This window comes from Tsukamurella paurometabola (assembly GCF_900631615.1).
GTDB classification, from domain to species: Bacteria; Actinomycetota; Actinomycetes; order Mycobacteriales; family Mycobacteriaceae; genus Tsukamurella; species Tsukamurella paurometabola_A.
In genome coordinates, this window is record NZ_LR131273.1 from 810,542 (window position 1) to 835,012 (window position 24,471).

The 24,471-nt window shown below is 71.5% G+C and carries 30 protein-coding genes and 4 tRNA genes; 8 read left to right on the top strand and 26 right to left on the bottom strand.

Annotated elements, in window-relative coordinates:
* Positions 1 to 305: 305 nt before the first annotated feature.
* The 4 genes from ELY19_RS04195 to ELY19_RS04210 are packed head-to-tail and all read right to left on the bottom strand — an operon-like array spanning position 306 to position 3,239.
* Complete coding sequence (locus ELY19_RS04195; protein ID WP_416222720.1) at positions 306 to 791, bottom strand: TIGR04338 family metallohydrolase; 486 nt, start codon at positions 789 to 791, stop codon at positions 306 to 308.
* A complete protein-coding gene (locus ELY19_RS04200; RefSeq protein WP_126195088.1) occupies positions 788 to 1,693 on the bottom strand; it encodes a hypothetical protein in 906 nt (301 codons plus the stop codon). Before ELY19_RS04200 ends, ELY19_RS04195 begins: the two co-directional genes overlap by 4 nt.
* Positions 1,690 to 2,424, bottom strand: a complete 735-nt coding sequence (locus tag ELY19_RS04205; RefSeq protein WP_126195089.1) for a hypothetical protein — start codon at positions 2,422 to 2,424, stop codon at positions 1,690 to 1,692. Before ELY19_RS04205 ends, ELY19_RS04200 begins: the two co-directional genes overlap by 4 nt.
* Positions 2,421 to 3,239 (bottom strand): DUF2786 domain-containing protein, encoded by an 819-nt coding sequence (locus ELY19_RS04210; RefSeq protein WP_126195090.1) that lies wholly within the window; start codon positions 3,237 to 3,239, stop codon positions 2,421 to 2,423. Before ELY19_RS04210 ends, ELY19_RS04205 begins: the two co-directional genes overlap by 4 nt.
* 159 nt (positions 3,240 to 3,398) lie before the next feature.
* On the opposite strand from ELY19_RS04210, the gene ELY19_RS04215 reads away from it, so the two are divergent.
* The gene (locus ELY19_RS04215) at positions 3,399 to 3,827 is read left to right on the top strand and encodes a hypothetical protein (protein WP_126195091.1); all 429 of its coding nucleotides are present in this window, start codon (positions 3,399 to 3,401) and stop codon (positions 3,825 to 3,827) included.
* An 86-nt stretch (positions 3,828 to 3,913) separates the two neighbouring features.
* Complete coding sequence (locus ELY19_RS04220; RefSeq protein ID WP_126195092.1) at positions 3,914 to 4,300, top strand: DUF4190 domain-containing protein; 387 nt, start codon at positions 3,914 to 3,916, stop codon at positions 4,298 to 4,300.
* A 75-nt stretch (positions 4,301 to 4,375) separates the two neighbouring features.
* Here the strand turns inward: ELY19_RS04220 and rplA are convergent, their stop codons facing one another.
* The 11 genes from rplA to ELY19_RS04275 all read right to left on the bottom strand — a co-directional run bounded on the left by rplA (position 4,376) and on the right by ELY19_RS04275 (position 8,905).
* Positions 4,376 to 5,089: a 50S ribosomal protein L1 gene (gene rplA, locus ELY19_RS04225; protein WP_126195093.1), complete on the bottom strand. Its 714-nt coding sequence runs from the start codon at positions 5,087 to 5,089 to the stop codon at positions 4,376 to 4,378.
* A 97-nt stretch (positions 5,090 to 5,186) separates the two neighbouring features.
* Positions 5,187 to 5,618, bottom strand: a complete 432-nt coding sequence (rplK, locus tag ELY19_RS04230) for a 50S ribosomal protein L11 (RefSeq protein ID WP_126195094.1) — start codon at positions 5,616 to 5,618, stop codon at positions 5,187 to 5,189.
* A gap of 62 nt (positions 5,619 to 5,680) precedes the next feature.
* Positions 5,681 to 6,511 carry a transcription termination/antitermination protein NusG gene (gene nusG, locus ELY19_RS04235; RefSeq protein ID WP_126195095.1) on the bottom strand — a complete coding sequence of 277 codons (831 nt, stop codon included), beginning with the start codon at positions 6,509 to 6,511 and terminating at the stop codon, positions 5,681 to 5,683.
* Between the two features lie 42 nt (positions 6,512 to 6,553).
* Positions 6,554 to 6,949 carry a preprotein translocase subunit SecE gene (secE, locus tag ELY19_RS04240; protein ID WP_126195096.1) on the bottom strand — a complete coding sequence of 132 codons (396 nt, stop codon included), beginning with the start codon at positions 6,947 to 6,949 and terminating at the stop codon, positions 6,554 to 6,556.
* 69 nt (positions 6,950 to 7,018) lie between these two features.
* Positions 7,019 to 7,091, bottom strand: a tRNA-Trp gene (locus ELY19_RS04245).
* 145 nt (positions 7,092 to 7,236) lie between these two features.
* Positions 7,237 to 7,662 (bottom strand): (3R)-hydroxyacyl-ACP dehydratase subunit HadB, encoded by a 426-nt coding sequence (gene hadB, locus ELY19_RS04250; protein WP_126195097.1) that lies wholly within the window; start codon positions 7,660 to 7,662, stop codon positions 7,237 to 7,239.
* A complete protein-coding gene (gene hadA, locus ELY19_RS04255) occupies positions 7,649 to 8,215 on the bottom strand; it encodes a (3R)-hydroxyacyl-ACP dehydratase subunit HadA (protein ID WP_126195098.1) in 567 nt (188 codons plus the stop codon). Before hadA ends, hadB begins: the two co-directional genes overlap by 14 nt.
* Positions 8,216 to 8,308: 93 nt before the next feature.
* Positions 8,309 to 8,476, bottom strand: a complete 168-nt coding sequence (gene rpmG / locus ELY19_RS04260; protein WP_013125415.1) for a 50S ribosomal protein L33 — start codon at positions 8,474 to 8,476, stop codon at positions 8,309 to 8,311.
* A 33-nt stretch (positions 8,477 to 8,509) separates the two neighbouring features.
* A tRNA-Met gene (locus ELY19_RS04265) sits at positions 8,510 to 8,583 on the bottom strand.
* A gap of 32 nt (positions 8,584 to 8,615) precedes the next feature.
* Positions 8,616 to 8,688: transfer RNA gene (locus tag ELY19_RS04270), tRNA-Thr, on the bottom strand.
* 135 nt (positions 8,689 to 8,823) lie between these two features.
* Positions 8,824 to 8,905: transfer RNA gene (locus ELY19_RS04275), tRNA-Tyr, on the bottom strand.
* A 94-nt stretch (positions 8,906 to 8,999) separates the two neighbouring features.
* On the opposite strand from ELY19_RS04275, the gene ELY19_RS04280 reads away from it, so the two are divergent.
* Positions 9,000 to 9,491, top strand: a complete 492-nt coding sequence (locus ELY19_RS04280; RefSeq protein WP_126195099.1) for a YajQ family cyclic di-GMP-binding protein — start codon at positions 9,000 to 9,002, stop codon at positions 9,489 to 9,491.
* A 191-nt stretch (positions 9,492 to 9,682) separates the two neighbouring features.
* On the opposite strand, the gene ELY19_RS04285 is transcribed toward ELY19_RS04280, so the two are convergent.
* From ELY19_RS04285 to ELY19_RS04315, 7 genes are read right to left on the bottom strand one after another with little or no spacing between them, the layout of a single operon-like run.
* Positions 9,683 to 10,543: a M48 family metalloprotease gene (locus ELY19_RS04285; RefSeq protein WP_227967181.1), complete on the bottom strand. Its 861-nt coding sequence runs from the start codon at positions 10,541 to 10,543 to the stop codon at positions 9,683 to 9,685.
* 9 nt (positions 10,544 to 10,552) lie between these two features.
* Positions 10,553 to 11,545 (bottom strand): polyprenyl synthetase family protein, encoded by a 993-nt coding sequence (locus ELY19_RS04290; protein WP_126195100.1) that lies wholly within the window; start codon positions 11,543 to 11,545, stop codon positions 10,553 to 10,555.
* A 4-nt stretch (positions 11,546 to 11,549) separates the two neighbouring features.
* Positions 11,550 to 12,239 (bottom strand): demethylmenaquinone methyltransferase, encoded by a 690-nt coding sequence (locus ELY19_RS04295; protein ID WP_126195101.1) that lies wholly within the window; start codon positions 12,237 to 12,239, stop codon positions 11,550 to 11,552.
* Between the two features lie 22 nt (positions 12,240 to 12,261).
* The gene (locus tag ELY19_RS04300) at positions 12,262 to 13,413 is read right to left on the bottom strand and encodes a glycosyltransferase family 4 protein (RefSeq protein WP_126195102.1); all 1,152 of its coding nucleotides are present in this window, start codon (positions 13,411 to 13,413) and stop codon (positions 12,262 to 12,264) included.
* A 38-nt stretch (positions 13,414 to 13,451) separates the two neighbouring features.
* On the bottom strand, positions 13,452 to 13,904 hold the full coding sequence (locus tag ELY19_RS04305; protein WP_126195103.1) for a DUF3592 domain-containing protein: 453 nt from the start codon (positions 13,902 to 13,904) through the stop codon (positions 13,452 to 13,454).
* A complete protein-coding gene (menD, locus tag ELY19_RS04310) occupies positions 13,901 to 15,631 on the bottom strand; it encodes a 2-succinyl-5-enolpyruvyl-6-hydroxy-3-cyclohexene-1-carboxylic-acid synthase (RefSeq protein ID WP_126195104.1) in 1,731 nt (576 codons plus the stop codon). Before menD ends, ELY19_RS04305 begins: the two co-directional genes overlap by 4 nt.
* A gap of 21 nt (positions 15,632 to 15,652) precedes the next feature.
* A complete protein-coding gene (locus ELY19_RS04315; protein ID WP_126195105.1) occupies positions 15,653 to 16,066 on the bottom strand; it encodes a MarR family transcriptional regulator in 414 nt (137 codons plus the stop codon).
* Positions 16,067 to 16,140: 74 nt separating this feature from the next.
* On the opposite strand from ELY19_RS04315, the gene ELY19_RS04320 reads away from it, so the two are divergent.
* Complete coding sequence (locus ELY19_RS04320; protein ID WP_126195106.1) at positions 16,141 to 17,226, top strand: AbrB family protein; 1,086 nt, start codon at positions 16,141 to 16,143, stop codon at positions 17,224 to 17,226.
* Complete coding sequence (locus tag ELY19_RS04325; protein WP_126195107.1) at positions 17,223 to 18,488, top strand: saccharopine dehydrogenase family protein; 1,266 nt, start codon at positions 17,223 to 17,225, stop codon at positions 18,486 to 18,488. Before ELY19_RS04320 ends, ELY19_RS04325 begins: the two co-directional genes overlap by 4 nt.
* A gap of 7 nt (positions 18,489 to 18,495) precedes the next feature.
* Here ELY19_RS04325 and ELY19_RS04330 read toward each other — a convergent pair whose 3' ends face one another.
* Both ELY19_RS04330 and ELY19_RS04335 read right to left on the bottom strand, forming a co-directional pair.
* Complete coding sequence (locus ELY19_RS04330) at positions 18,496 to 18,756, bottom strand: metal-sensitive transcriptional regulator (RefSeq protein WP_126195108.1); 261 nt, start codon at positions 18,754 to 18,756, stop codon at positions 18,496 to 18,498.
* Positions 18,753 to 19,154 carry a DUF302 domain-containing protein gene (locus tag ELY19_RS04335; protein WP_126195109.1) on the bottom strand — a complete coding sequence of 134 codons (402 nt, stop codon included), beginning with the start codon at positions 19,152 to 19,154 and terminating at the stop codon, positions 18,753 to 18,755. Before ELY19_RS04335 ends, ELY19_RS04330 begins: the two co-directional genes overlap by 4 nt.
* 106 nt (positions 19,155 to 19,260) lie before the next feature.
* On the opposite strand from ELY19_RS04335, the gene ELY19_RS04340 reads away from it, so the two are divergent.
* Together ELY19_RS04340 and ELY19_RS23345 are read left to right on the top strand one after the other, a co-directional pair.
* Positions 19,261 to 21,423 (top strand): MMPL family transporter, encoded by a 2,163-nt coding sequence (locus ELY19_RS04340; protein ID WP_126195110.1) that lies wholly within the window; start codon positions 19,261 to 19,263, stop codon positions 21,421 to 21,423.
* A 56-nt stretch (positions 21,424 to 21,479) separates the two neighbouring features.
* Positions 21,480 to 21,641, top strand: coding sequence for a DUF8730 family Cys-rich protein (locus ELY19_RS23345; RefSeq protein WP_164711509.1), 162 nt, complete (start codon positions 21,480 to 21,482; stop codon positions 21,639 to 21,641).
* A gap of 91 nt (positions 21,642 to 21,732) precedes the next feature.
* Here the strand turns inward: ELY19_RS23345 and ELY19_RS04345 are convergent, their stop codons facing one another.
* The gene (locus tag ELY19_RS04345) at positions 21,733 to 23,220 is read right to left on the bottom strand and encodes an amidase (protein ID WP_126195111.1); all 1,488 of its coding nucleotides are present in this window, start codon (positions 23,218 to 23,220) and stop codon (positions 21,733 to 21,735) included.
* 111 nt (positions 23,221 to 23,331) lie between these two features.
* Here ELY19_RS04345 and ELY19_RS04350 point away from each other — a divergent pair, with 111 nt between their 5' ends.
* Positions 23,332 to 23,955 carry a TetR/AcrR family transcriptional regulator gene (locus ELY19_RS04350; protein ID WP_164711510.1) on the top strand — a complete coding sequence of 208 codons (624 nt, stop codon included), beginning with the start codon at positions 23,332 to 23,334 and terminating at the stop codon, positions 23,953 to 23,955.
* On the opposite strand, the gene ELY19_RS04355 is transcribed toward ELY19_RS04350, so the two are convergent.
* Complete coding sequence (locus ELY19_RS04355) at positions 23,952 to 24,428, bottom strand: hypothetical protein (RefSeq protein WP_126195113.1); 477 nt, start codon at positions 24,426 to 24,428, stop codon at positions 23,952 to 23,954. The genes ELY19_RS04350 and ELY19_RS04355 overlap by 4 nt on opposite strands.
* Positions 24,429 to 24,471: the final 43 nt, after the last annotated feature.

Below are 24,471 nucleotides of genomic sequence, written 5' to 3' on the forward strand. Positions count from 1 at the left end.
CCTGTAAGAATCCTCGTCCTCCTGCGTGGGTCGCCGGCTCGGGGCCGGACCTTCGATCAGGCTCGCGCCTGATGACCGACGGTCTTCGGTGGAACGATCCGGTTGTCACCGGATTCCAGGGGACCAGAGTACGCGAGCACCGGTCCGTCGCCAAATCGTCGTTCGACGGTGCCGTTCCACCGGGCCGGATGGTCTCCGCCACCCGCCGCTCCCTGCAGGGAGCGGGTGTCCCTGGCAGCCGGCTCCCCGGTGGGAGCGAAACGGCGGGGCCGGCTGTCCCCCACGCAGCGCCGGATCAGCCCGGGTCAGCCGACGGCGACGCCGGACTCGGTGTAGACGATGCGCAGGGCAAGGCCCACCTCGGGGCCCATGACCTGCGCCGCGAGGTCGACGAAGGCGCGCGTGAACGACGGTCCGTGGGCGGCGCCGTCGGCGCCCTGTTCGGCGACGACGTGATGCGCGAGCTCGTGCAGGATCACCAGCTCGCGGAGGGCCCAGGCACCGTCGCGCCCGGCGGGGACGGCGACGACCGGACCGCCCGGGCCGCGCTCGTAGTGCGCGCCGGCGGCGCCCGCCCGGGCCCGCACCCGCACCGCGCGCGGGCCGAGCACGCGATCGGCGTAGGCCTGCACCGCGTCGACGGAGGCGAACCGCGCCTCGGGCGGCAGCGTCAGCGGCACGCCCAGCACGTCGACGGTGCGCCCCGCCCCGGCGTGCTCGAACAGGCCGCGGACCATCTCCTCCGCACGGTAGACCGCGGCCCGCTGCACGTCCCTCGCCAGCGCGGTCACACCTCCTTGGCGACCTTGAGCTGCGCGATCACGGCCTGCCCGACCGCCGTCAGATCGGGATAGCCGATCGGGATGTCGACAGCCAGGTAGGTCTGCGGCGCCGACGCGACCACGATCACCGTCATCTCGTCGCCCGGAACCGTGATGTCGGACCTGCTGACCATGATCTTCGCGGTGACCTTCGCCGCGGCCACACCGTCCACCGTGATGGCTTCGGGCTTCGACAGCCCCTCGACCCGAGGCGATGCGTTCTTGAACCCCTGCCCGTCGGCGATGCACTGCATCATCCGAGTGGCGGCCTCCGCCGGCTCCACCTTCGGCTGGAAGTTGGTCTGCCCCACCTCGACGCTGGCCTGCCAGGGCTGGCCATCTGCCAGGGATTTGATCAGGCCGGCGGCGCCGATGCTCTCGGCGTACATCGTGTACGTCTCCGCGGTCCACCCCGGCGCTGCGGACACCGGGAAGGACAGCGGACCCGACGCGACGCGGTCGCTGATCGGGGACGCCTGGCCGGTCCCCGGAAGTCCGCACCCCGCTTGCGCCGAGGTGTCCGGCGACGCGGTGCGATCGGCCTCGTCGGAGCCCGACCGCAGGACGAGGAAGCCGGCGGCGACCGCCACGGCGATCACGAGCACCACCGCGATCCCGATCGCGGCGTACAGGCCCGTGCGGTTCGGCTTCTGCGGCGGCTGCCCCTGGCCGGGGTACTGCCCCGGATACTGCTGACCCGGGTACTGGTAGCCCTGCTGGAACGCCTGCTGCCCGTATCCCTGCTGGTACGGCTGCTGACCGTACGGATTCGTCTGCTGCCCGTATCCGTACTGGTAGCCGCCCTGCGCGTACGGGTCCGGCTGCGCGTACGGGTCGGGCTGCTGCCCGTTCGGATCCTGCGGGTTGCTCATACGTCCCTCGCCACCTTGAGCTGCTCGAAGACCTGCTGGGCCACCGCCGCGAGGGCGGTGTCCCCGATCGGGGTGTCCGACTCGAAGTATGCCTGGGGAGCCGAGTCGATCACCACAACAGTAACCACGTCCCCGGGAATCGCGAGGCCCTCGCGGCTGACGAGGATCCGGCCGACGACCCGCGCCGCACGCACCCCATCCACGGTCAGCGCCTCCGGCTCGGACGCACCGTCGAGCCGGGGCCGGTACGCGTCGTACCTGCTGCTCGCGACGATGCACGGGATGATGCGCCGCGCGGCCTCCGCGACCGGGACCCGCGGCGCGAAGGTCGTGAGCCCGACCTCGACGTGCGCGTCCCACGAGTGGCCGGGCACCCCGGTCCGCAATCCCGCCGCCTGCGCGCCGGGCGAGAACAGCTGGTACCGCTGCGGCGTCCACCCCGGCGCCGCGGAGACGGGGAAGGACACCGGCCCCGAGACCACGCGGTCGGTGATCGGTGTGGTCGAGCCCGAGCCCGGCAGGCCGCACGCACTCGCCTTCCCCGACGAAGCCGCGGCGGCAGGGCCGGCCGACGTCGACGGGCCGGCGGATCCCCGCGCCAGCAGCAACGCCGCGAGCACCGCGACCAGCACGACGACGAGCACCGCTCCCCCGATCGCCCACCACAGCCCCGCGTTCCCGCGGGCCGGTGGCGGCGGCGGGACCTGCGGAGGCGGCGGGTACGGGTTCACGACGTGCCCTGCTCCAATGCCCCGCGGCTGCCGCCCACCTCCGAGTGGGCCCCCAGACGCGCGGACCGCCCCGCGCGATCGCCGGCACGGCGGGCACCGTCGGAGTACCCGGCCGAGGCGGTGGAACCGCGCCACCGGCCCCGCGCCGTCGACTCCTCGCGGTAGAACGACGCGAGCTCGACCTCCTTGTCGCGCAGGGCGAGCGCGGTACCCGGTTCATCCCGCTCGGTGGCCTGCGCGGTGGCCTCGGCCCGCGCCTCGGCGAGCCGCGCCCCGATGCGCGCTGCGAACGCCGACTGGAAGTTGATCCGGGCGGTGACCGCCGCCACCGGCTTCGTCTCCACCCAGCGGCGCCGGGTCCGCCGGTCCTCGTAGAGCTGTTGCACCGTCTCCGACTTGTAGGCGCCGGACCGCAGGTAGGCGTCCGACGCGCGGACCATCTGGATCACCAGGGAGGCGTACAACGCCTCGCACGCGTCGACGTCCTCCGCGAAGCCGTAGGCGAAGACGAAGGTGGAGTTGGAGGCCACGTCGCACCGCACGTCGTTGGACTGCGCGATGGCGACGAACAGCTCGACGAAGGTGCGCAGGCCGCGCCGGCCCGCCTCCCCGATCCGGACGGTCCGCTGCTCGGGCACCGCGCGGGCCCGCTCGGCGCCGCGCTGGTGCGCGCGGGCGACGGCGAGGTCGATCGACGCGGCCGTGGCGAGCCGCTGCGCCGCCTCCGTGAACGTGGCCGCCTCGTGCTCGTTGTCGGTGCCCTCCGCCTGCCGCAGCAGGGCCCCGATGCGGGCGAGCAGCCTGTCGTCGTCCATGGGGGCGAGACTACCGGCGCCGACCGACACGTTTCCGCGCCCGGCACCACGGGCTGCGCGGTCGTTCCGCGGCGGTCCAAGCGAACGCCAAGCGGATCACCGGGCCCCGCGCCCTACCGTCGATGCCAGTTCCCCGGAACCACGTCGAAGGAGGCGTCCGTGTCGGTTCCCCCGCCCGCACCCGGTGCGTACCAGCAGTACCCGCACTACCCGCACTACCCGCAGCCCGCTCGGGCGTTCGTGCCCCGCGGAGGATTCCCCCACCCCTACGGCCGGTCGTACGCCCCGACCCCACCCCGGGCGGCGTACCCCACCCGCGATCCCGGAACGATGACCGCGATCGCCGGCCTGGTGTTGTTCTTCCTCATCACGCTGCCGATCTACGTGCTCGGCACGGTGGCCGAGCTGAGTCCCCTGCTCTACCTGTCGGCGACGACATCGACGCTGTTCGTCGCGGTGCACTCCTTCACCCTCTCGAAGCGGCACGGGCACACCAACGTGATCGCCATCATCACCATGGTCCTGTGCACGATGCTCCTGATGACCGCGCTCGTGTCCACCCTCCTCCGGCTCCTGCTGATCCTCTGAGCCCGGTCCGCAGCACACCGCCCGTCTCCGCGCTCGGCTACGCTTGGCGCACACCGATCTCCGCAGTGACAAAGGGAGCGTTCACGATGTCGACGCCCAACGATCCGTCCGGATACGACCCGTACGGTTACGACCCGTACGGGCAGCCACCGTCGTACCCCGCCCAGCCCTACCCGGGCGCCCACCAGCCCTACCCCGGCTACCCGCCGCCCCAGCAGCTGCAGGACCCGGACCAGGCGATGGGCATCGTCGGGCTCGTCCTGTCGGTCCTGGGCTGCTACCCCGTGGGCCTGATCGTGAGCTGGATCGCGCACCGGCAGTCGCGGGACCGCGGGTACAAGAACACCCTGGCCACGGTGGGCATGGTCATCGGCGGCGTCTTCACGGGGCTCACGCTGCTCGCGCTCCTGGCGTACGGCGCCATGCTGCTGTTCTTCTTCGCCGTCGCGTCGTCGGGCAGCTCGCTGCTCTGACCCCGGGCACGACGAAGCCCCCGACCTCCTCGCGGAGATCGGGGGCTTCGTGGTTCAGACCCTGATGAGGGAGGCTTACGCCTCTTCCTCGGTGAGGTTGTTCACGCGCTGCGGGTCCACCGGGATGCCCGGTCCGGTGGTCGTCGAGACGGTGACCTTCTTCAGGTACCGGCCCTTGGCCGCCGACGGCTTCGCGCGCAGGATCTCGTCCAGCGCGGCGCCGTAGTTCTCCACCAGCTGCTTGGCGTCGAAGGACGCCTTGCCGATCACGAAGTGCAGGTTCGCGGCCTTGTCGACGCGGAAGGTGATCTTGCCGCCCTTGATGTCGCCCACGGCCTTGGTCACGTCGGGGGTGACGGTGCCGGTCTTCGGGTTCGGCATCAGGCCACGGGGGCCGAGCACGCGAGCGATGCGACCGACCTTGGCCATCTGGTCCGGGGTGGCGATCGCGGCGTCGAACTCGAGCCAGCCGCCCTGGATCTTCTCGATCAGGTCCTCGGCGCCCACCTCGTCGGCGCCCGCGGCCTTGGCCTCCTCGGCCTTGTCGCCGACGGCGAAGACGATCACGCGGGCCGTCTTACCGGTGCCGTTCGGCAGGTTGACGGTGCCGCGCACCATCTGATCGGCCTTGCGGGGGTCGACACCGAGGCGCATGGCGACCTCGACGGTGGCGTCCTGCTTGGTGGAGGAGGTCTCCTTGGCGAGCGTGACGGCCTCGAGCGGGCTGTACAGCTTGTCCTTGTCGACCTTCTCGGCAGCGGCCTTGTAGGCCTTGCTGTTCTTGCTCATGTGTAGCTCTTTCGTTTCTTGCCCAGCTCAGGGGCAGTGAGTGGTTCCGCGGGCCGAGCCGGCCCTCCCACGGGACGCGCAGAGGCGTCCCGGCGACCTACTCGACGGTGATACCCATCGAGCGAGCAGTGCCGGCGATGATCTTCGCGGCCTGATCGATGTCGTTCGCGTTCAGGTCTTCCTTCTTGGTCTCGGCGATCTCGCGCACCTGATCCCAGGTCACCTTGGCGACCTTGTTCTTGTGCGGCTCACCCGAGCCCTTCTGCACGCCGGCTGCCTTGAGCAGCAGCTTGGCGGCCGGAGGAGTCTTCAGCTTGAAGTCGAAGGACCGGTCCTCGTAGACCGTGATCTCGACGGGGATGACGTTGCCACGCTGCGACTCGGTCGCGGCGTTGTACGCCTTGCAGAACTCCATGATGTTGACGCCGTGCTGACCAAGCGCGGGACCCACGGGCGGAGCAGGGTTGGCCTGCCCGGCCTGGATCTGCAGCTTGATGAGCCCGGCGACCTTCTTCTTCTTCGGGGGCATCCTCAGTTTCCTTTTTCTTCACCCCGCGCCCTTGCACCGGCGCGGGAAGCATGTGGGTCTCGCTAGGAGATCTTCTCGACCTGGTTGAAGGCCAGCTCGACGGGCGTCTCACGACCGAAGATCGACACCAGCACCTTGAGCTTGCGCTGCTCGGCGTTGATCTCGCTGATGGACGCGGGCAGGGTGGCGAACGGGCCGTCCATGACGGTGACCGACTCGCCGACCTCGAAGTCGACCTCGACCGCGGGGCCCTGCGAGACGGCCGCGCCGGACGCGGCGGCGGCACCGTCGGACGCGGCACCGGCCTTGTCCTTGGCGGGCTTGGTCCGCGCGCTCTCGGGGAGCAGGAACTTCACGACCTCGTTCATCGTGAGCGGCGACGGCTTGCTGGTCAGGCCGACGAAGCCGGTGACGCCGGGGGTGTTGCGCACCGCGCCCCAGGACTCGTCGTTGAGGTCCATGCGCACCAGGATGTAGCCCGGCAGCACCTTGCGGTTGACCCGCTTCTGCTGGCCGTTCTTGATCTCGGTGACCTCCTCGGTGGGGACCTCCACCTGGAAGATGTAGTCGCCGACGTCGAGGTTCTGGACGCGGGTCTCGAGGTTGGCCTTGACCTTGTTCTCGTAGCCCGCGTAGGTGTGGATCACGTACCAGTCGCCGGGGGCGGTGCGCAGCTGCGCCTTCAGCTCCTCGACGGGGTCGATCTCCTCCTCGGCCTCCTCCGCGACGATCTCGGCACCGTCGCCGGGCTCGTCCGCGCCGAGGACGCTCTCCTCGACCTCGATCAACGCCTCGTCCTCGGCCGACTCGACCTCGGTCGCCACGGCAGCGTCATCGGCCTGCACGCCCTCGGGGGAGTCCAGTTCTGCCTCGTTGTGCTCCGGGGTGCTCACAGCGCCGAAGTTCCTTCCGTCTCGTCTACTCGTGTGGTCCGGCTATTTGCCGAACGCCCACAACATCAGCTTCGCGAAGCCGAGGTCGAGGAGGCTGATCATCGCGGTGAGGACCACCACGAAGACCAGCACGATGATCGTGTAGTTGATCATCTGGCTCCGGGTCGGCCAGATGACCTTCCGCAGCTCCGCGACGACCTGGCGGATGAACAGCCAGATGGCGGCGAACGGGTTGCGCGAGGGCTTCGCGTCCGCGGACTTCTTCGCGGTGCCGGACTCGACCGCCGAACCGGGCTCCGGAGCCTCGGCCAGCGCGGTGCGGCTGCGACGGCCGCTGGAGCGCTTACCGGAAGGGCGGGCCTGCTGGGCGTCTTCGGCGGCGCTGTCGCCGGCGGTCTCGCCGGTGGTCGCGTCGTCCTTCTCGTCGCTCACGCACATCCCTCCGCTGGATCTTCCAGCGGGCGTCGGCCCGCCGATTTCGACAGCCGGGCCCGGGGCCCGCCTATGCAGGGGCGACAGGACTCGAACCTGCGACCTGCGGTTTTGGAGACCGCTGCTCTACCAACTGAGCTACACCCCTTTGCGGGACCTTCCGGCCCCGCATCCACACCGTTCGAGGGCGCGCTTTCGCACGCCCGCCGTTTTGTGCGGACAGTTCAGTGTACGGCACATCGGTGCCGCACCTCAAAACGCACGGTCATGCGGCCCGCACGGGCCGCGGACCGTCAGGCGAACTGGACGGTGGCGACCGGCTTGCCGAAGATCTTGCGCTCGCCCTGCTTGACCGTCAGGAAGACGACACCCGTCTTGGTCTCGGCGTCGAGCGACTTGATCTTGCCCGAGTACAGGAGCTCCGCCTTCTGGTCGGCGGGGACGAACACCGGCGCGGTGAAGCGCACGCTGTACTCCTTGAGCGCACCCGGATCGCCCAGCCACTCGGTGATGTAGTTCGAGCCCAGGCTCATCGTGAGCATGCCCTGCGCGACGACGTCCTCCATGCCGGCCAGCTTCACGATGTGATCGGACCAGTGGATGGGGTTGGGGTCGCCGGTGACGCCGGCGTAGTTCACCAGGTCACCGCGGGTCAGCTCGAAGGTGCGCTCCGGGAGCTCCTCGCCCACCGTCACGTCCGCGAAGTTACGAAGCGCCATACATCATCACCTTTTCCATTGCACCGACGAACTCGGCGTCCTCGTCCTCGCCCGACCGGCCGGCCAGGGTGGTCCAGGACGTGACGAGGGGGTTGCCGTCCTGGTCGGAGATCTCGTTGCGGGTCACGATCAGGTCGGCGCCCGCGGCCTGCCGGAACGCGTCGAAGTGCACGTGCGTGGTCAGCGTCATCCCCGCGACGATCGGCGCGTGGAACTTGACCTCCTGCGCCGACTGCACGACGGGGCGGCGGCCGTAGCCGACGATCGCGTTCTCGAACAGCGGGCGGTGGGCGATGATGCCGATCAGCGAGAACATGATCGGGGGCGCCACGATGTCGGCGTACCCGGCCGCGCGGGCGGCCTCGACGTCGTGATGCACCGGATCGGTCAGCTGCGACGCGTTCGCGAACTCCCGCACCTTCTCACGGCTGACGTAGTACTTCTCGGAGTACTCGTAGTTGTAACCGACAGCGGCGCGCGTGCGCTCCGCGACTTCTTCGGGGCTGAGCTGCTCGGTGACCGGTCCACCCGGCACATCGATGTCCTTGCTCACGTGTCGAACCTACCTATCGTGAATGGGCTGAAGGGCAGTATGCCAAAAGGGAGGGCATCCCATCGGATGCCCTCCCCCTTGTCGACGTTGACGTCAGCGCGACTCTCGGTGCGCCTGGTGCGATCCGCAGTTCGGGCAGAACTTCTTCAGCTCGAGGCGATCGGGATCGTTGCGACGGTTCTTCTTGGTGATGTAGTTGCGGTGCTTGCACACCTCGCACGCCAAGGTGATCTTGGGGCGAACATCTGTCGATGAAGCCACGACGGTTCCTCTTTCGCGATCTTGTGTCTGTTGTAGCGGTGGGGGGGCTCGATCCCCCGACCTCACGATTATGAGTCGTGCGCTCTAACCAGCTGAGCTACACCGCCCTGAGCTATCAGCACTTAGCACTGGTCTAGCGAGCCCCCTGACGGAATCGAACCGTCGACCTTTTCCTTACCATGGAAACGCTCTGCCGACTGAGCTAAGGGGGCGTGCCTCAGGCCGCCGTTCCCGGCGCTCCAAGAGCCTCAACGAGATTACACACCGCGGCGGAGTTCATCCAAATCCGCAGGTCAGCTCGTTATCACTGCGGCCTCCGGCGAATGAACGCCGGAGGCCGCAGCGGGTGGCACGTGTAGGATTCGAACCTACGTAGGCAAAGCCGACGGATTTACAGTCCGCTCCCATTGGCCGCTCGGGCAACGTGCCTTTCGCTGCCGGTGAGGGCAGCGGACGATAGACTACAACGCCCCCGTGGGGGGCGCGCAAACCCGCAGGTCAACTGATTAGGAGTCCAGCCGAGATGGCCGATTCGTCGTTCGATGTCGTGAGCAAGATCGACCGCCAGGAGGTCGCGAACGCCCTCAACCAGGCCTCGAAGGAGCTCAGCCAGCGGTACGACTTCCGCGGCACCAACACCACCGTGGAGGCGTCCGGCGAGGACAAGATCGTCATCACCTCGGACGCCGAGGAGCGCGCCAAGGCCGGCCTCGAGGTGTTCCAGGAGAAGCTCATCAAGCGCGGCCTGTCGCTGAAGGCCTTCGACGCCGGCGACCCCGTCGCCTCCGGCAAGACGTACAAGATCACCGGCACCCTGGTCGAGGGCATCACCAGCGAGAACGCCAAGAAGATCAGCAAGCTGATCCGCGACGAGGGCCCCAAGTCCGTGAAGGCGCAGATCCAGGGCGACGAGCTGCGGGTCTCCAGCAAGTCGCGCGACGACCTGCAGGCCGTCCAGGCGCTGCTCAAGAACGCCGACCTCGACATCGCGGTGCAGTTCGTCAACTACCGCTAGGTCTCCTGGCCCGACGGTGACCGTCGCGCCGCGGCGGCGCGACGGTGCCGTGCGGCCGGGCCGAAGGGCGGCATCGCCGCCCTTCGTCCCTCGTTCGGTTCTCCGTCGCCCCGGCGGCCGGCGGTGGCCGGCGGATCGGTGATCTCAGCTGTGTGTTTCCTCACATCGAGAGAGGGCGGCGGACCGTCGGGCTACGACGTGAGTGCCTGCAGGCGCTCGACGCGGCTGTCGACGGGCGGCTGGGTGCGGAAGAGGCGCCCCATGCGGTCGCTGTCCAGGAAGGGGCACACCAGCATGGTGTTGGCGTGCACCGCGATCTCGGGCTCGGGCGGCAGGGGCGCGCGGGCGGCACCGTCGGACGTCTTCTGCAGGGCACTGACCAGCGCCGACGGGGCCCCGGTCAGCAGCGCCCCGGTGTGGTCGGCGCGGTAGTCGACGGTCCGCGAGACGCCGAGACGGATGAGCGCACCGGCGATGGGCGCGAGCACGGAGAGCATGGCGTCGACGACCCGGCTGCGCCGCGCGCCGCCGTCACCGAAGCCGAGCAGGTAGCCGAATCCGGCGAAACCGCAGATCACGGCGCCGAGCGCCCCCGCGACCGACGCGGTCAGCGTGTCGCGGGAACCGATCCGGGCGAGCTGGTGGGCCAGGACGGCTCGCAGCTCGTCCTCGGTGAGCAGTTCCAGCAGACCGATGGTCACGCAGACCGCGGAGTGGGTGGGGCCGTGACCGGTGGCGAAGGCGGTGGGCGCCGCGGTGGGTGAGACGTAGATCGCGGGCATGGGCAGCCGGGCGGACGTCGAGAGTTCGCGGACCATCCGGAACAGCGCGGGTTGCTGCAGTTCGGAGACGCTCCGCGCGTGCATCGCGCGCAGTGGCAGCGACGGCCCGCTGACGTACAGGTAGGCGCACACGCCGGCGGCGAGGACGATCGAGAGCACGAACGCGGTCTGCCCGAAGACCGCACCGGTCGCCATCAGGAAGCCCGCGACCAGCGCCAGCAGCAGCGCGGTGCGGATCTGATTGCCGGTCCTACTCCCCAGGCCCTGCACGGACGAACCTCAGCCCAGGCGGGCGACCGTGAAGGTGACCAGCGATTCGAGCGAGGCGCGCGGCTCGGATTCGGGCAGCTCGGCCAGCTCCGCGCGGGCGTCGTCGGCGTACCGGGCCAACGTGGCCTGCGCCTCCTTCATGCCCGCGGAGCGGCCCAGCAGCTCGATGGCCTCGTCGACGAGCGCATCGTCGGTGACGGGACCGACGAGGATCTCCCGGAGCCGGTCGGCGTCCGGTCCCTCGTCGCGCAGGGCGTAGAGCACCGGCAGGGTGAACACGCCCTCGCGCAGGTCCGTGCCGGGCGTCTTGCCGGATTCCTGCGCGACGGAGCTGATGTCGATGATGTCGTCGCTGATCTGGAAGGCCATGCCGATCGCGGCACCGATGCGGTACATCCGCTGCGCCGTCTCCTCGTCGCCGCCGCCGTGCAGCGCGCCGAGCAGGCCGCAGGTCGCGATGAGGCTGCCGGTCTTGCCCCAGATCGTGTCGAGGTAGTGCTGCACCGGGTCCCCGGAGCCGGCCCCCTTCAACTCCAGCATCTGGCCCGTGACCAGCTCGCCGAAGCACGTGGCGATGACGCCGACGGCGCGGGGGCCGAGGTCGGCGCCGTACGCCGATGCGCGGGCGAAGAGGTAGTCGCCCGCGAGGATCGCGATCGAGTTGCCCCACTTCGCGTTGGCCGACGGTGCGCCGCGGCGCGTGTCCGCCTCGTCCATCACGTCGTCGTGGTACAGCGTGGCGAGGTGGGTCAGTTCCATCGCCGCGGCGGCGGTGATGACCTGCTCGGACGGGGTGCCGCCGATGCGGCCGGAGAGGATCGTGAACATGGGCCGGAACCGCTTGCCGCCGGCCTGGAACAGGTGCAGGGCCTCCTCGATCACGCATCCGTCGGCCTCGGCGATGCCGTCGGCGATGACCTGCTCCACGCGGGCGAGGTCCGCGCGGATGCCCGCCGCGAACTCGTCGGATCCCAGCGAGACCCCGGCTACCGTCTTCTCCACGTGTTCAGCCTAGCGGGCGGGTCGCGGTGTGCAGAGCGACGATGCCGCCGGTCAGGTTCGTCCAGGCCACGTCGCCCCAGCCGGCCTCCCGGACCCGCTCCGCGAGCTCGGCCTGCGCCGGCCAGTTGCGGATCGACTCGGCGAGGTACTCGTAGGCCTCGGGGTTCGACGAGCCCTTCGCCACCAGCTGGATGGCCTCCAGCGCGACGTTCTCGTACAGCGCCCGGAAGGCGCCGTTGGTCGGGGTGGAGAACTCGCACACCACGAGGCGGCCGCCGGGCCGCACGACGCGCGCCATCTCGCGCAGCCCCGCGACGGTGTCCTGCACGTTGCGCAGGCCGAAGGAGATGGTGGCGGCGTCGAAGGAGGCGTCGGCGAGCGGCAGCGCCATGGCGTCGCCCGCGACCATGGGCACCCGCCGGAACGCGCCGGCCTGCAGCATCCCCGTCGAGAAGTCGCAGGCCGCGACCCAGGCGCCGGATCGGGCCAGGTCGACGGTCGAGACGCCGGTGCCGGCGGCGAGGTCGAGCACGCGGTCCCCCGGCTTGAGGTCGAGCGCGCGCCGGGTGCGGGCACGCCAGTACCGGTCCAGCCCGCCCGTCATGAGCGTGTTGGTCCGGTCGTACCGGCGCGCGACACCGTCGAACATCGACGCGACGTCGCCCGGTTTCTTGTCGAGGGAGGCCCTTGCCATGTCCCGAAAGCTACACGACGTCTCAGACGGCCCGGCCCATCGAGAAGCCGGGAGGTCCGGCGATCACGCTCGCGTAGTGGCCGAACAGCTGGTCGCAGAGGGCGGGCCAGGTGCGGGCCAGGACGGACTTGCGGGCGGCCTCGCCGAACCGGGCGCGCAGGGCGGGATCGGCCAGGGTGTCGATGACGCCGGGCAGCAGCTCGGCGAACTCGGCGGTCGGCAGCAGGTAGCCGTTGCGGCAGTGCGCGACGAGGTCGCGCGGCCCGCCCTGGTCGGGCGCGATCGACGGGACGCCGGAGGCGAGCGCCTCCTGGACGGCCTGGCAGAACGTCTCGTGCTCGCCGGCGTGCACGAAGACGTCGAGCGAGGCGTAGGCGGCGCCGAGGTCCGCCCCGCCGAGCTGGCCGGTGAAGACCGCTCCGGGCAGCAGCTTCTCGAGCCGCGCCCGCTCGGGGCCGTCGCCCACGATGACGAGTTGCACGTCGTCGCGGTGCGCGAGGCCGGCGAGCCGCTCGACGTGCTTCTCGGCGGCGAGCCGCCCGACGAAGCCGACGATCAGCCGGTCGGGCCGGTCCCCCAGCCAGGATGCGCGCAGCGCGGCCGAGCGGTGCGACGGGGCGAAGCGTTCCGCGTCGACGCCGCGCGCCCACGTCTTGACCCGCGGGATGCGGTGCGCCTCGAGGTCGGCGACCGACGCCGACGACGGCGCGAGGGTGAGGTCGCACTGCTTGTGCATCTGCCGGGTCCACCACCAGGCGGCGCGCTCGAGCGGCCCGAGCCCGTACGAGCCGGCGAATCCGGCGACGTCGGTCTGGAAGATCGCGACGGTCGGGATGCCGAGGCGCTTCGCCGCGGCGAGGCCGCCCGCGCCGAGGAAGTAGGGCGAGGCGAGGTGCACCACGTCGGGCCGGAACTCGCGCAGCACCTCGACGATGCGCATGTTCGGCTGGCCGATCGGCAGCGAGGAGATCTTCGGCAGCATCCGTGCGGGCACGCGGTGCACGGGGAAGCCGAGGTGTTCCAGCGACGCGGGCGGCTCGCCCGGCACGCTGTCGGGTGCGATGACGATCGCCTCCGCGCCCGTGCGGCGGCAGTGCTCGAGGACGCGGAGCACCGAGTTGGTGACCCCGTTGACGTTCGGCAGGAAGGACTCGGCCACGATCGCGATACGCACGTCAGCAGTGTCGCCCGGGGCGGTGACCGTGAGGTTCCCTACCGGTCGACGGTGCGCGGAACGTCAGGTGAACTCTCGCCCCGGTGGTAGCCGGCCGCGATGAGCAGCATGATCGCGCCCACCACCAGCCACGTCCCGGCGGCGACGGACGCGGCGGGCAGGATGGCGACGACGGCGGACCGTCCGGCGACGCGCACCAGTTCCGGATCCGAGCGGCTGTACTCGACCTGGATGCGGTCGCCGACGTTGAGTTCGCTGGGGTACAGGACGCCGAGCGGAGGATTGTGGTTGACGCCGTCGGTCGTGTAGAAGCTGATCGTCGAGCGGCGCGGTCCGGCGGAGAGCACCTCGGCGGTCGCGGTGCCGCGGTCGGCGTCGATGGTGCGGTCGTCGCGCACGGCGGCCGCCACGAGGACCACGCACAGTCCGGTGATGAGGATGGCCGCGCTCAGCAGGACGATCTGCACGCGCCGCAGGGCCGTCCGGCTCATCCGCGGTCCTCCGAGCCCGACGGTCCGCCGGCCGTCCCGCCCGGTGTCGTGCCCGCTGCGGCGCTGATCCGCGCCCGCATCCCGGCGTGCAGCGCGCGCAGGCCGGTGCGTTCGGTGCGCACTTCGACGACGCGGAGGCCGTCGGCGCGGGCCGCCTCGGCGAGGTCGCCCAGGTCGGCGCGCACGTACTCGACGCCGTAGGCGGCGCAGAGGGCGCCGATGTCGGTGCCGTGCGGCGTGCCGAAGACGCGGGCGGCGGCACCGTCGTACTCCGCCCCGGAGTAGCGCTCCTCGCCCTGTTCGAGCAGGTTGAAGATGCCGCCCCCGTTGTCGTTGGCGACGACGACGGTGAGGTTGGCCGGCCGCGGCTCCTGGGGTCCGATGAGCAGGCCGGAGGCGTCGTGCACGAAGGTCAGGTCGCCCATCAGCGCGACGGTGCGCCGGTCCGGGAAGGCGAGCGCGGCGCCGACGGCGGTGCTCACGGTGCCGTCGATCCCGGCGACGCCCCGGTTGGACAGCACGCGGACGCCGGTGGGCACCTCGCCGGCGAGGGCGACGTCGCGGACGGGGTTGGACGCGCCGACCACCAGCTGGTCGCCGGTGCGCAGCGCGGCGCAGACGGCGCGGGCCACGTGCAGGCCGGTGATGGAACCGCGGTCGAGGCCCCCCTGCAGTCCCTCCGTGACGGCGGCCCGCGCGGCGGCGTCGGCGTCGGCGCAGCGGCGCAGCCAGGCGTCGTCGGGCTCGCCGACGGGCAGCACCCGCGTGCCGGTGGCGGCGACGTTGCCGGAGACGTCGGGCCAGCGCGGGCCCGTCGTCACGGCGTAGACGGTGACCTCGGGGTCGGCGAGCAGGGCGCTCACCTCGCGGTGCAGCGTCGGGCGGCCGCAGATGATGGCCTGCCGCGGTTTGAGGGCCGGCAGGGCCCACGGGTGCAGGAGCATTCGGGGTCCGGCCTCTGCCGAACTGCTCGCCTGCGGCGAGGTCGGCTCGGCGACGGTGGGCAGCCCCGCGAGAGCGGGGTTCTCGCCGGCGCCGTGCCCGGAGATGACGACGGTGTCGGGGGTCAGGTCGATCGGCAGCGGCACGTCGAGGGTGGCGACGGGCGCGACGGTCCACGGTCCGCCGTCGGGCCGGCCGTGGGCGAACTCGGGCGCCGGGTCGTCGGGGACGAGGGGCTCGCGCAGCGGGATGTCGAACTGGACGGGGCCGGCGTTGCCGGTGCGGGCGCCGCGGGCGGCCGAGAGTGCGCGGCACACGGCGCTGCGCCACTGGGAGTTGCGGTCGAGGCCGGGCTCGGCGAGCCCGAGGGACAGCGACGCGCGGACCTGGGTGCCGAAGATCCCGAACTGCTCGACGGTCTGGTTGGCGCCGGAGCCGAGCAGCTCGTAGGGCCGGTTCGCGCTCACCACCAGCAGCGGGACGCGGGCGTAGTTGGCCTCGAACACCGCCGGCGAGAGGTTCGCGACCGCGGTACCGGAGGTCATGATCACGGGGACGGGGCGCCGCGACGCGGCGGCGAGGCCGACGGCGAGGAAGCCCGCGGTGCGCTCGTCGATGCGCACGTGCAGCCGCAGTTCCCCGCGCGCGTCGGCCGCGTGGACGGCGAACGCGAGCGGCGCGTTGCGCGAGCCGGGGCACAGCACCACGTCGGTGACGCCGCCGCGGACCAGCTCGTCCACGATCACGCGCGCCTGGAGCGTGGACGGGTTCGGCGGCTTCTGCATGCGGACCACCTTACGACCGCATCACCCGTCCGCCAGCTTCGCCAGGACCGGACCGGCGAGCAGGAGCACGCCGCGCTCGAGGTCGGTGAGCCGTTCGGCCATGGCCGTCTCGAGCCAGGCGTTGCGGATCTCCCGGTCCTCCTCGATGACGCCGCGGCCCGCCGCGGTCAGCTCGACGTACTGCCGGCGACGGTCGGTCTCGTCCCGGCGGCGGCGCACGAGACCGGCGTCGGCGAGCGCGTTGAGCGCGGGAGTGAGGGTCTGCGCGCGGACGTGGTGCGCCTCCCCCAGCTCGGCGGGAGTGGCCGGTCCGCCGCGGTCGAGGCTGCCGAGGATGAGGTACTGGGTCTCGGTGAGCGGGCCCGGGCGGCGGTGCGCGCGGATCTCCCGGCTCAGGGAGTGGACGCCGTAGCGGAGGTCGCTGACATCGGACATAACAAGATTTTACTTCATACTTTTGCGCATTTCGCGAGTTGCACGCCGTGTTCCACAAGCAGATACTTGTAGTCATGCGAAGCGAGCTGACGCGGTGGACCGGCCTGATCGTCGCCTCCTGCGCCCTCTCCGCCGCGCTGAGCGCCGCCGGCGTGCCCAGCGCGCCACTGTTCGCGGCCCTGGCGTGCGCCGTGGTCGCGGCGCTCGCGGGCCGGGCGCCGGGACCCATCCCGCGGCCGCTGCAGTTGGGCGCGCAGGGCGTCCTCGGCGCGTACATCGGCACGCTCATGCAGGCGCACACCGTCGCGGCACTGGGTTCGCGGTGGCCCGCGGCGCTGCTCGTCGGGTTCGCGACGCTGCTGCTGTCCGTCGGCGCCGGGGCGCTGCTGGGCCGGCACCGCGACACCGATTCGATCACCGGCTCGCTCGCGCTGGTCGCGGGCGGCGCGTCCGGGCTCGTCGCGATCGCGCGGGAACTGGGCGGCGACGAGCGGGTGGTCGCCGTGATCCAGTACCTGCGCGTCGGGCTGGTGACGGTCTCGCTGCCGCTGGTCGCGGCGCTGTACCCGCACACGCCGGGCTCCTCGTCGGTCGCCTCGGGCTCGGAGCGCGCCTGGTGGTTCGACCTCGGTTTCACCGCGCTGTGCGTGGGCGGTGGCCTGGCCGTCGGGCTCGCGACGCGGCTCCCCGCCGGCGGGCTGCTCGGCCCGCTGGTCGCCTCCGCCGCACTGTCGCTGTCGGGCGTCGCCGCGGGGGCGACGGTGCCCTTCGCGCTCGTCTTCGCCGGGTACCTGGTGATCGGTTGGCAGGCGGGGGTCGGCTTCACCCGGGAGTCACTGACGGCGATGGCGCGGCTGCTGCCGTGGGCGACGCTGCTCATCGTGGGGGTCGGGATCGGCTGCGCCGGGCTGGGGTTCGCGCTCTCGGCGGTGACCGGCGTCTCCGCCCTGGACGGCTATCTCGCGACCACGCCCGGCGGCATCTACGCGGTGCTCGCGGTGGCCGCGTCGTCGAACGTCGACATCACGTTCGTCGTCGCCGCGCAGCTCATCCGCGTGCTGCTCATGCTCTTCCTCGCCCCCGCCGCCGCCCGCGCCTTCCAGAAATGGCGGGCGACGCGCGAGCGCAACCGTGCGAACACTGCTAACATCGCGGCATGACTGCGGGTACCAGGGAGTTCGACCTCATCGTCTTCGGCGCGACGGGCTTCGTCGGCCTGCTGACGGCGCGCCATCTCGCCAAGCACGCGCCCGACGGGGTGCGCATCGCGCTCGCGGGCCGCACGCAGGCCAAGCTGGAGAAGGTCCGCGCCGAGCTGGGCGAGCGGGCGCGGGAGTGGGGCATCGTCGTCGCCGATGTCGACAAGCCCTCCACCCTCGACGAGATGGTCGCCCGCACGACGGTGCTGTGCAGCACCGTCGGCCCCTACGCGCTGTACGGCGAGACGGTCGTGGGCGCGTGCGTCAACGCGGGCACGCACTACACCGACCTCACCGGCGAGGTCCTCTTCGCGCGCCGCTCGATCGACAAGTTCCACGAGCAGGCCGTCGCGAACGGCACCAAGATCGTGCACTCCTGCGGTTTCGACTCCATCCCGTCCGACCTCGGCACCTTCCTCCTCTACGAGAGGGCCCGGGCCGACGATGCCGGCACGCTCGGCGCCACGACGCTGGTCATCCGCTCGATCCGCGGCGGCGCGAGCGGCGGCACCATCGCCTCCGCGATCGGCCTGGCCGACGAGGTGAGCACCGACCGCGACGCGCGACGCGTCGCCGGGCGCCCGCACTCGCTGAGCGTCGACCACACCCGCGAGACGCCGAAGCAGCCGGGCGATCTGTCGGTCGTGGACGCGAAGACCGTCGACCCGTCGCTGACCGGGAAACTGGCGCCGTTCTTTATGGCCAGCTACAACACCCGCGTGGTGCGCCGCTCCAACGGCCTGCTCGATTTCGCCTACGGCCCCGACTTCACGTACCGCGAGACGATGGCCGTGCCCGGCCCGCCCGTCGTCACGGCGGTGGCCGCCCGCGCCGTGCAGGGCGCGCTCGCCGTGGGCATGGCGGCGCTCGCGATCAAGCCGCTGCGCCCCGTCCTCGACCGGGTCCTCCCGTCGCCCGGCGAGGGGCCGAGCGAGAAGTCCCAAGCCAAGGGCTCGTTCATCGCCGACGTCTACACCCGCACGACGGGCGGCCGGCGCTACCGGTCGACCATCGGCGCGCGCCTGGACCCTGGCTACAGCGGCACCGCGGTGATGCTCGGCGAGTCCAGCCTGGCACTGGCGCTCGACGGCGACACCGCCCGCGGCGGCGCGCCGCTCCCCGAGCGGGCGGGCGTCCTCACGCCGGCCGTCGCGCTGGGCGACGTGCTCGCGGATCGCCTGCGCGCGCAGAACTTCACCGTCACCGTCGACGAGCTGGCGTAGCCCCCGCTCAGGCGAGGGCGAGGAACAGCTTCTCCAGCTTCTTCTGATCCACGTTCTCGGGCCCCTCGGTCACGATGCAGTGCTGCAGGCCGGTGGCGACGAGGGCGTAGCCGCTGCGGCCGAGCGCCTTGTTCACGGCGGCGAGCTGGGTGAGCACGTCCTCGCACTCCTCCCCCTCCTCGAGCATGCGGATGACCGTCGCGAGATGGCCGTGCGCCCGCTTGAGCCGCGTCACGATGGGCTTCGCGCCCTCCTCCGGGATCTTCACGCGGCCAGCCCCTCGAGCATGCGGCCGAGGCGCTGCCGCGCGTCCTCGGCGACCGGCGACAGCGCCGCGGTGCCGGTGAAGTCGGGCATCACCTTCGGATCCATGACCTCCACGAGCGAGGCCCCCGCCGCCGCATCGTCCGCCGAGACCACGACGTTGCACGGCAGCAGCGCGGCGACGCGCGGGTCGATGCCGAGTGCCTCGTGCGCCAGCTGCGGCCGGCACGCCCCGAGGATCACTTTCGGCGGCACGTCGACGTCGAGCTTCGCCTTGAGAGTGGCCCGGAGGTCGATCTCGGTCAGCACGCCGAAGCCGGCGTCCGCGAGGCCCGCGCGCACCCGCGCCACCGCCTCGTCGTACGGCGCGTCGATCGTCGCGCTCATCGTGAATTCCGCCATGGATTCCATCCTTTCGCCGTTCGCTCCAGTATTGCATAACCCCCCAGGGGGATGCTAGCTTCGGCCCGTTAGCATCCCCCCTGGGGGTTACACCGAAGGAGCCGGCATGCCATCGACCACCGACACGACGCCGCCCGGCGCGGCCGCGACCTCGACCGGGCGCCCGGGCCCGCTGGGCCGTCTCGGCGTCTGGGTCGCCGGGCACGGCAGGATCGTCGCGATCGCCTGGATCGCGGTCGTCGTGAGCCTGGGGATCTTCGCGCCGTTCGTCGAGAAGAATCTGTCCGGCGCGGGATGGCAGGCCGACGGGTCCGAGTCGGTGCAGGTCCGCGACCTCGCGGAGCGGAACTTCGGCGGCAACGCCAGTCACGCCGTCCAGGTCGTGGTCCGGAGCGACACCACCGCACTCACCGAGGGCGACGGGCCGCGGATCCTCGCCGAGGTCACCCGCATCCTGCGGGACGACCCCCGTATCGCACAGGTGGTCGCACCACAGCCCGGTGCGAGCCTCAGCGCCGACGGCCGCACCGCCGTCGTCCTGGGCGGCGCCGGCGCCGACACCAACGAGATGGTGCGCGCCGCGACCGACCTCAAGGGGCCGCTCGGCGCCCTCTCCACGGAATCGGTCACGGTGCACCCGACGGGCTCGTCGATGCTCTGGTCGGACTTCAACGCGGCCAACCTCGAGGCGATGCTGACCTCGGAGATGCTGTCGTGGCCGGTGACCCTCGCCATCCTGGTCGTGGCCTTCGGGGCGCTGGTCGCCGCCGGGCTCCCCCTGCTCCTCACCCTCGCCGGCCTGATCGCCTCGGCCGGTTCGCTGGTCCTCATCAACGAGTTCGTCCCGGTCTCCATCTGGGCGATGAACTTCGCGATGATGTTCTCGCTCGCCCTCGGCATCGATTACGCGCTGTTCCTCGTCGCCCGCTTCCGCGCCGCCCGGGCGGGTGGGACGCGCACCCCGCAGGAGGCCATCGCGCAGACCATGGACACCGCGGGCAAGGCGGTGCTCCTCTCCGGAATCACCGTGCTCATCTCGCTGTCCGCGGTGATGCTCGTCCCCTCGCCCTCGTTCCGCTCGATGGCGGGCGGGATCATGCTGTCCGTCGTCTTCGTCCTCGCCGCGACGTTGACCCTCCTGCCCCTGGTGCTGGTCAAGCTCAACGGCCGGATCGACGCCCTCGCGCTGCCCTGGTCCAAGGCGTCGGAGCCCCGGTCGGCGTCGTTCGCCCGGTGGGGCGCCCTCCTGTGGCGCCGGCCGGTGGCGTTCGGCGCGGGCGCACTCGTCGCCCTGATCGCGCTCGCGATCCCGCTCGTCGGCCTGAGGACCGCGATGCCGTCGATCGCCGTGCTCCCCGCCGACGCCAGCGCCCGCATCGGGTACAACGAGGTCAAGGCCGCCTTCGGGCCCGGTGCGCCGGGAACGCTCCAGATCATCGCGCCCACGTCGGCGGCCGACGACGTCGCCCGCCTCGTGGGCGCCGATCCGGGGATCGCCGCCGCGATGCCCGCGGCCGTCTCCGCCGTCGACGGCGACCTGGCGATGATCACCGCCGTCCCCACCGTCGACCCCTCCGACCCGGCGCTCGCGGACACCGTCGACCGGCTGCGGTCCGGGCTGCCCGACGGCGCCCTCGTCGGCGGCGCCGCGGTCGAGAACCTCGACCTGAAGGACCAACTCGACGCGTCGACGCCGCTCGTGATCGGCGTGGTGCTCGCCCTCGGGTTCCTGCTGCTCCTCGTGGCGCTGCGCGCTCCGCTCATCGCGCTCGTCGGGACCGCGGTCAGCCTGCTGTCGACCGCGGCCGCCTTCGGCGTGGCCCGCCTGATCTTCCAGGACGGCATCGGGGCCGGCCTGCTCGGATTCGAGTCGCAGGGATTCCTGGACGCCTGGGCGCCCGTGTTCTTCTTCGCGATGATCTTCGCGATCGCCATGGACTACACCGTGTTCCTGCTGTCGTCGGCGAAGGAGCACTGGGAGCGGACGGGCGATGCGCGCGACGCGATGGTCGGCGCCGTCGCGCACTCCGGCCGGGTGATCTTCGCGGCGGGCGGCGTCATGGTCGCGGTGTTCTTCACCTTCGCCCTGTCGGGCCCTCTGCCGCCCAAGGAGATGGGCGTCATCCTCGGCGTCGCCGTCCTGCTCGACACGTTCCTGGTCCGGCTGGTGCTCCTCCCCGTCGCACTGCGTCTCCTGGGTGCCCGCGCCTGGGCCTGTCCCGCCTGGCTGGCCCGCGCGCTGCCGGCCATCAGGTTCGCGCATGACTGACGATCGCGGGGACTACCGCGGCATCGTCGCCGAGCCGAGCGCGTAAGGTCCGGCCCATGTGCAGTGCGATCACGTGCCGCGTGTGCGGCAAGACCACCTGGACGGGATGCGGCTCCCACGTCGACGCCGTCCGCGCGACCGTCCGCCCCGAGGACTGGTGCGACGGTCACGTCGCGCCCGCCGAGCAGCCCGCCAAGCGCGGGTGGTTCCGCCGCTGATCCGTCGCTCCGGTTCCACGATTTCCACGTCAGCTGGGCGGCACGGCGTATATCGCCGCGCCGCCCGGCTGAACGAGACTTTCGCCGACCGCTACCCGTCGATCCGCGCGAAGGGGCGCAGTTCCTCCACCTCGTAGGCGAGCTCGAGCAGCGTCGCCTCCATTCCCGCGGGGCCCGCGAACTGGGCGCCCAGCGGGAGCCCGGCACCGTCGAACCCGCACGGCACGGAGATCGCCGGGCCGCCGGAGACGTTGTTGAGCGGGGTGATGCCGACCATCGCGATAGTGCGGGACATGAACTCGTCGAACGGCAGCGCGGGATCGAGCACGCCGATCTTCGGCGCGGTGCGGGTCATCGTCGGCGACAGTATCGCGTCCACCCCCTGCTCGACGAACCCCCGCTCGTAACCGGCTGCCACACGCCGCAATCGACGGATCGCCCCGGGCATCGACGGTATGCTCTCCCGCCCGGACCGGAGCAGGCTGCGGGTCACGGGGTCCAGGTCGCCGACGGACATCCGGCCTCCCGCGGCGACCGCCGAGGCCGCGAGCTCCGCCGCGGCGAGGAAGCCCCAGTAGTGCAGGAAGTCCTCGACGAATCCGCTATCGAGGTAGTGCAGGAAGTCATCGACGAATCCGTCATCGAGCTGCAGGTCACCGAGCCGCAGGTCGCGCATCGACAGCTCGACGATCTCGTGCCCCTGCCCGGCGAGCTCGTCGGCCAGGGCGCGGACCGGCGCGATGCACTCGTCGGCGATGCCGTAGTCGGTCACCGACTCCGTGACCAGCCCGATCCGCCGGCGCCGCCCGGCCCCGCGCACGTGACCGACGGGCGGGAGCGCCGGGTTGCGGTGGTGCCGCTCCGCGGCGGCGACGTACCGGGCCGTGTCGCGAACGGTGCGCGTCAGCACACCCTCGCACACCACGTTGACCGGCAGTACCCGCATCTCCGGCATGCCGACCATCCGCCCGCGCGTAACCTTCAGCCCCACAAGGCCGTTCAGCGCGGCGGGGATCCGGATCGACCCGCCGCCGTCGTTGCCGTGCGCGATCGGCAGCGCGCCCGACGCGACCAGCGCCGCCGCCCCCGAGGACGAGCCGCCCGCGCTGTACCCGATGTTCCACGGATTCCGCACGGGCGCACGCCCACTCGCGAATTCCGCGCTGGCGGTCAGCCCGAACTCGGGCATCTTCGTCGACGCCAGGATCGTCAGGCCCGTGGCCTGCAGCTGCTCCGCGACCGGACTCGATCGCTTGGCCGGAGTTGTGCCGAACGCCGTCGACCCCACGGTGGTGGCCAGGCCCGCGTACGGGACGTTCTCCTTGATCGCCGACGGTACGCCGTACAGCGCAGCGCTCGACGGTGCCGGCGGTGCCGCCTCCGGGCGCGCCCACCAGCGCACCGCCGCAACCTCGGGGTCGACGGTGCGGATCCGCGCGGTCGCGGCGTCCGCGGCCTCGCGTGAGGCGAACTCCCCCGCGGCGATCGCCTCGGCGACGCCAGTGGCGTCGAGCGTGCCGAGCACGTCGTCGGCGTACGCGTGGACGCGGGTGGCGTCGTCGGTGGTGTCGATGGTCATGGCCGTCCCTCTCCCCGGCTCGACGCCGAGTTTGTACAAACTTACAGAGATCGACGATAGGCCGAGTCTGCAAATTTGTACAGACTTTGCGGGAGCCCTAGACTGGGAGGCGTGGACGAGCGCAGACACCGGCAGAGCACGCTGGAGCGCAAGCGCACGCTGATCGACGCGGCGGTGGCGATCGTCGGCGAATCGGGATACGCGTCCGTGACGCACCGCGCCGTCACCGCCCGCGCCGGGCTGCCGACCACGTCGATCGGCTACTTCTTCTCCTCCATCGACGAGCTGGCGCAGGAGGCCATGCGCGTCTTCGTGGCGGAGGATTTCGCCCGGCTCGAGCAGCTGGCGGCGTACCTCGACACCACCGACGCCACCCCCGACCAGGTCATCGCGGCGTTCGCCGAGTCCGCCCGCGCACGCCGGCCCGACTCCCTCGCCCTCATCGAGGCCTACCTGCGGGCCGCCCGCGACCCTGGCGCCCGCGTCGTTGTTCAGGAGTACGTCGAGGCCGCCGACAAGCTCGCGCAGGCGGCGTCAGCGCTCGCGGGGGCGCGGATCGACGCCGAGACGGCCCGCGGCGCGGTCGCACTGATCAACGGCTTCACGATGATCGAGTCGGCGCTGCCCGAGACCACCGAGATCGCGGTCAAACAGCGCGCCCTGCGCACGATGCTGATCGGCGCGCTGTTCGAGCAGGGCCACGAGGACGCGGCCCGCGCGCTGCGCGACGGCTAGCCCGCGTCCGGCGCGAGCGTCCCCGTGATGTCCCGCGCCGCGATGCGCGCCGCCATCCGCTCCTGGGCCTCCCGGATCCCGGACGCGTAGGCCGGATCGATCGCCGAATCCAGCGCGAAGTCGAACTCGCGGCTGGTCTGCAACCGGTCCGAGGCGTCGGTGAACCGCCCCTGGCGCCGGTACCCCTCGGCGAGATTGAGGTGCAACGACGGCATGAACCCGGCGACGCTGAGCGACGGATGAACGGCCTGCAGCTCCGCGTCCGAAACGTGCGCGGACTCCGCGAGGGCCACCTCGTCCCACTCCACCTCGGCGTCCAGCTCCTCCTGGACGTCCGCGATGTAGTGCGCGGCGATGCACCGCGCCGCGTGGTCACCGGGCGCGATCCGCGCCCAGGTCGCCTCGAGCTTCTGCTTGCGCTCCGAGGGCTCTCCCGTCATCGCGGCGCCGAGCTCGGTCATCAGGTTCTCCATGCCCCGCACCCTAGCGCGCGCCACCGACAGGTCGCTCCCGACG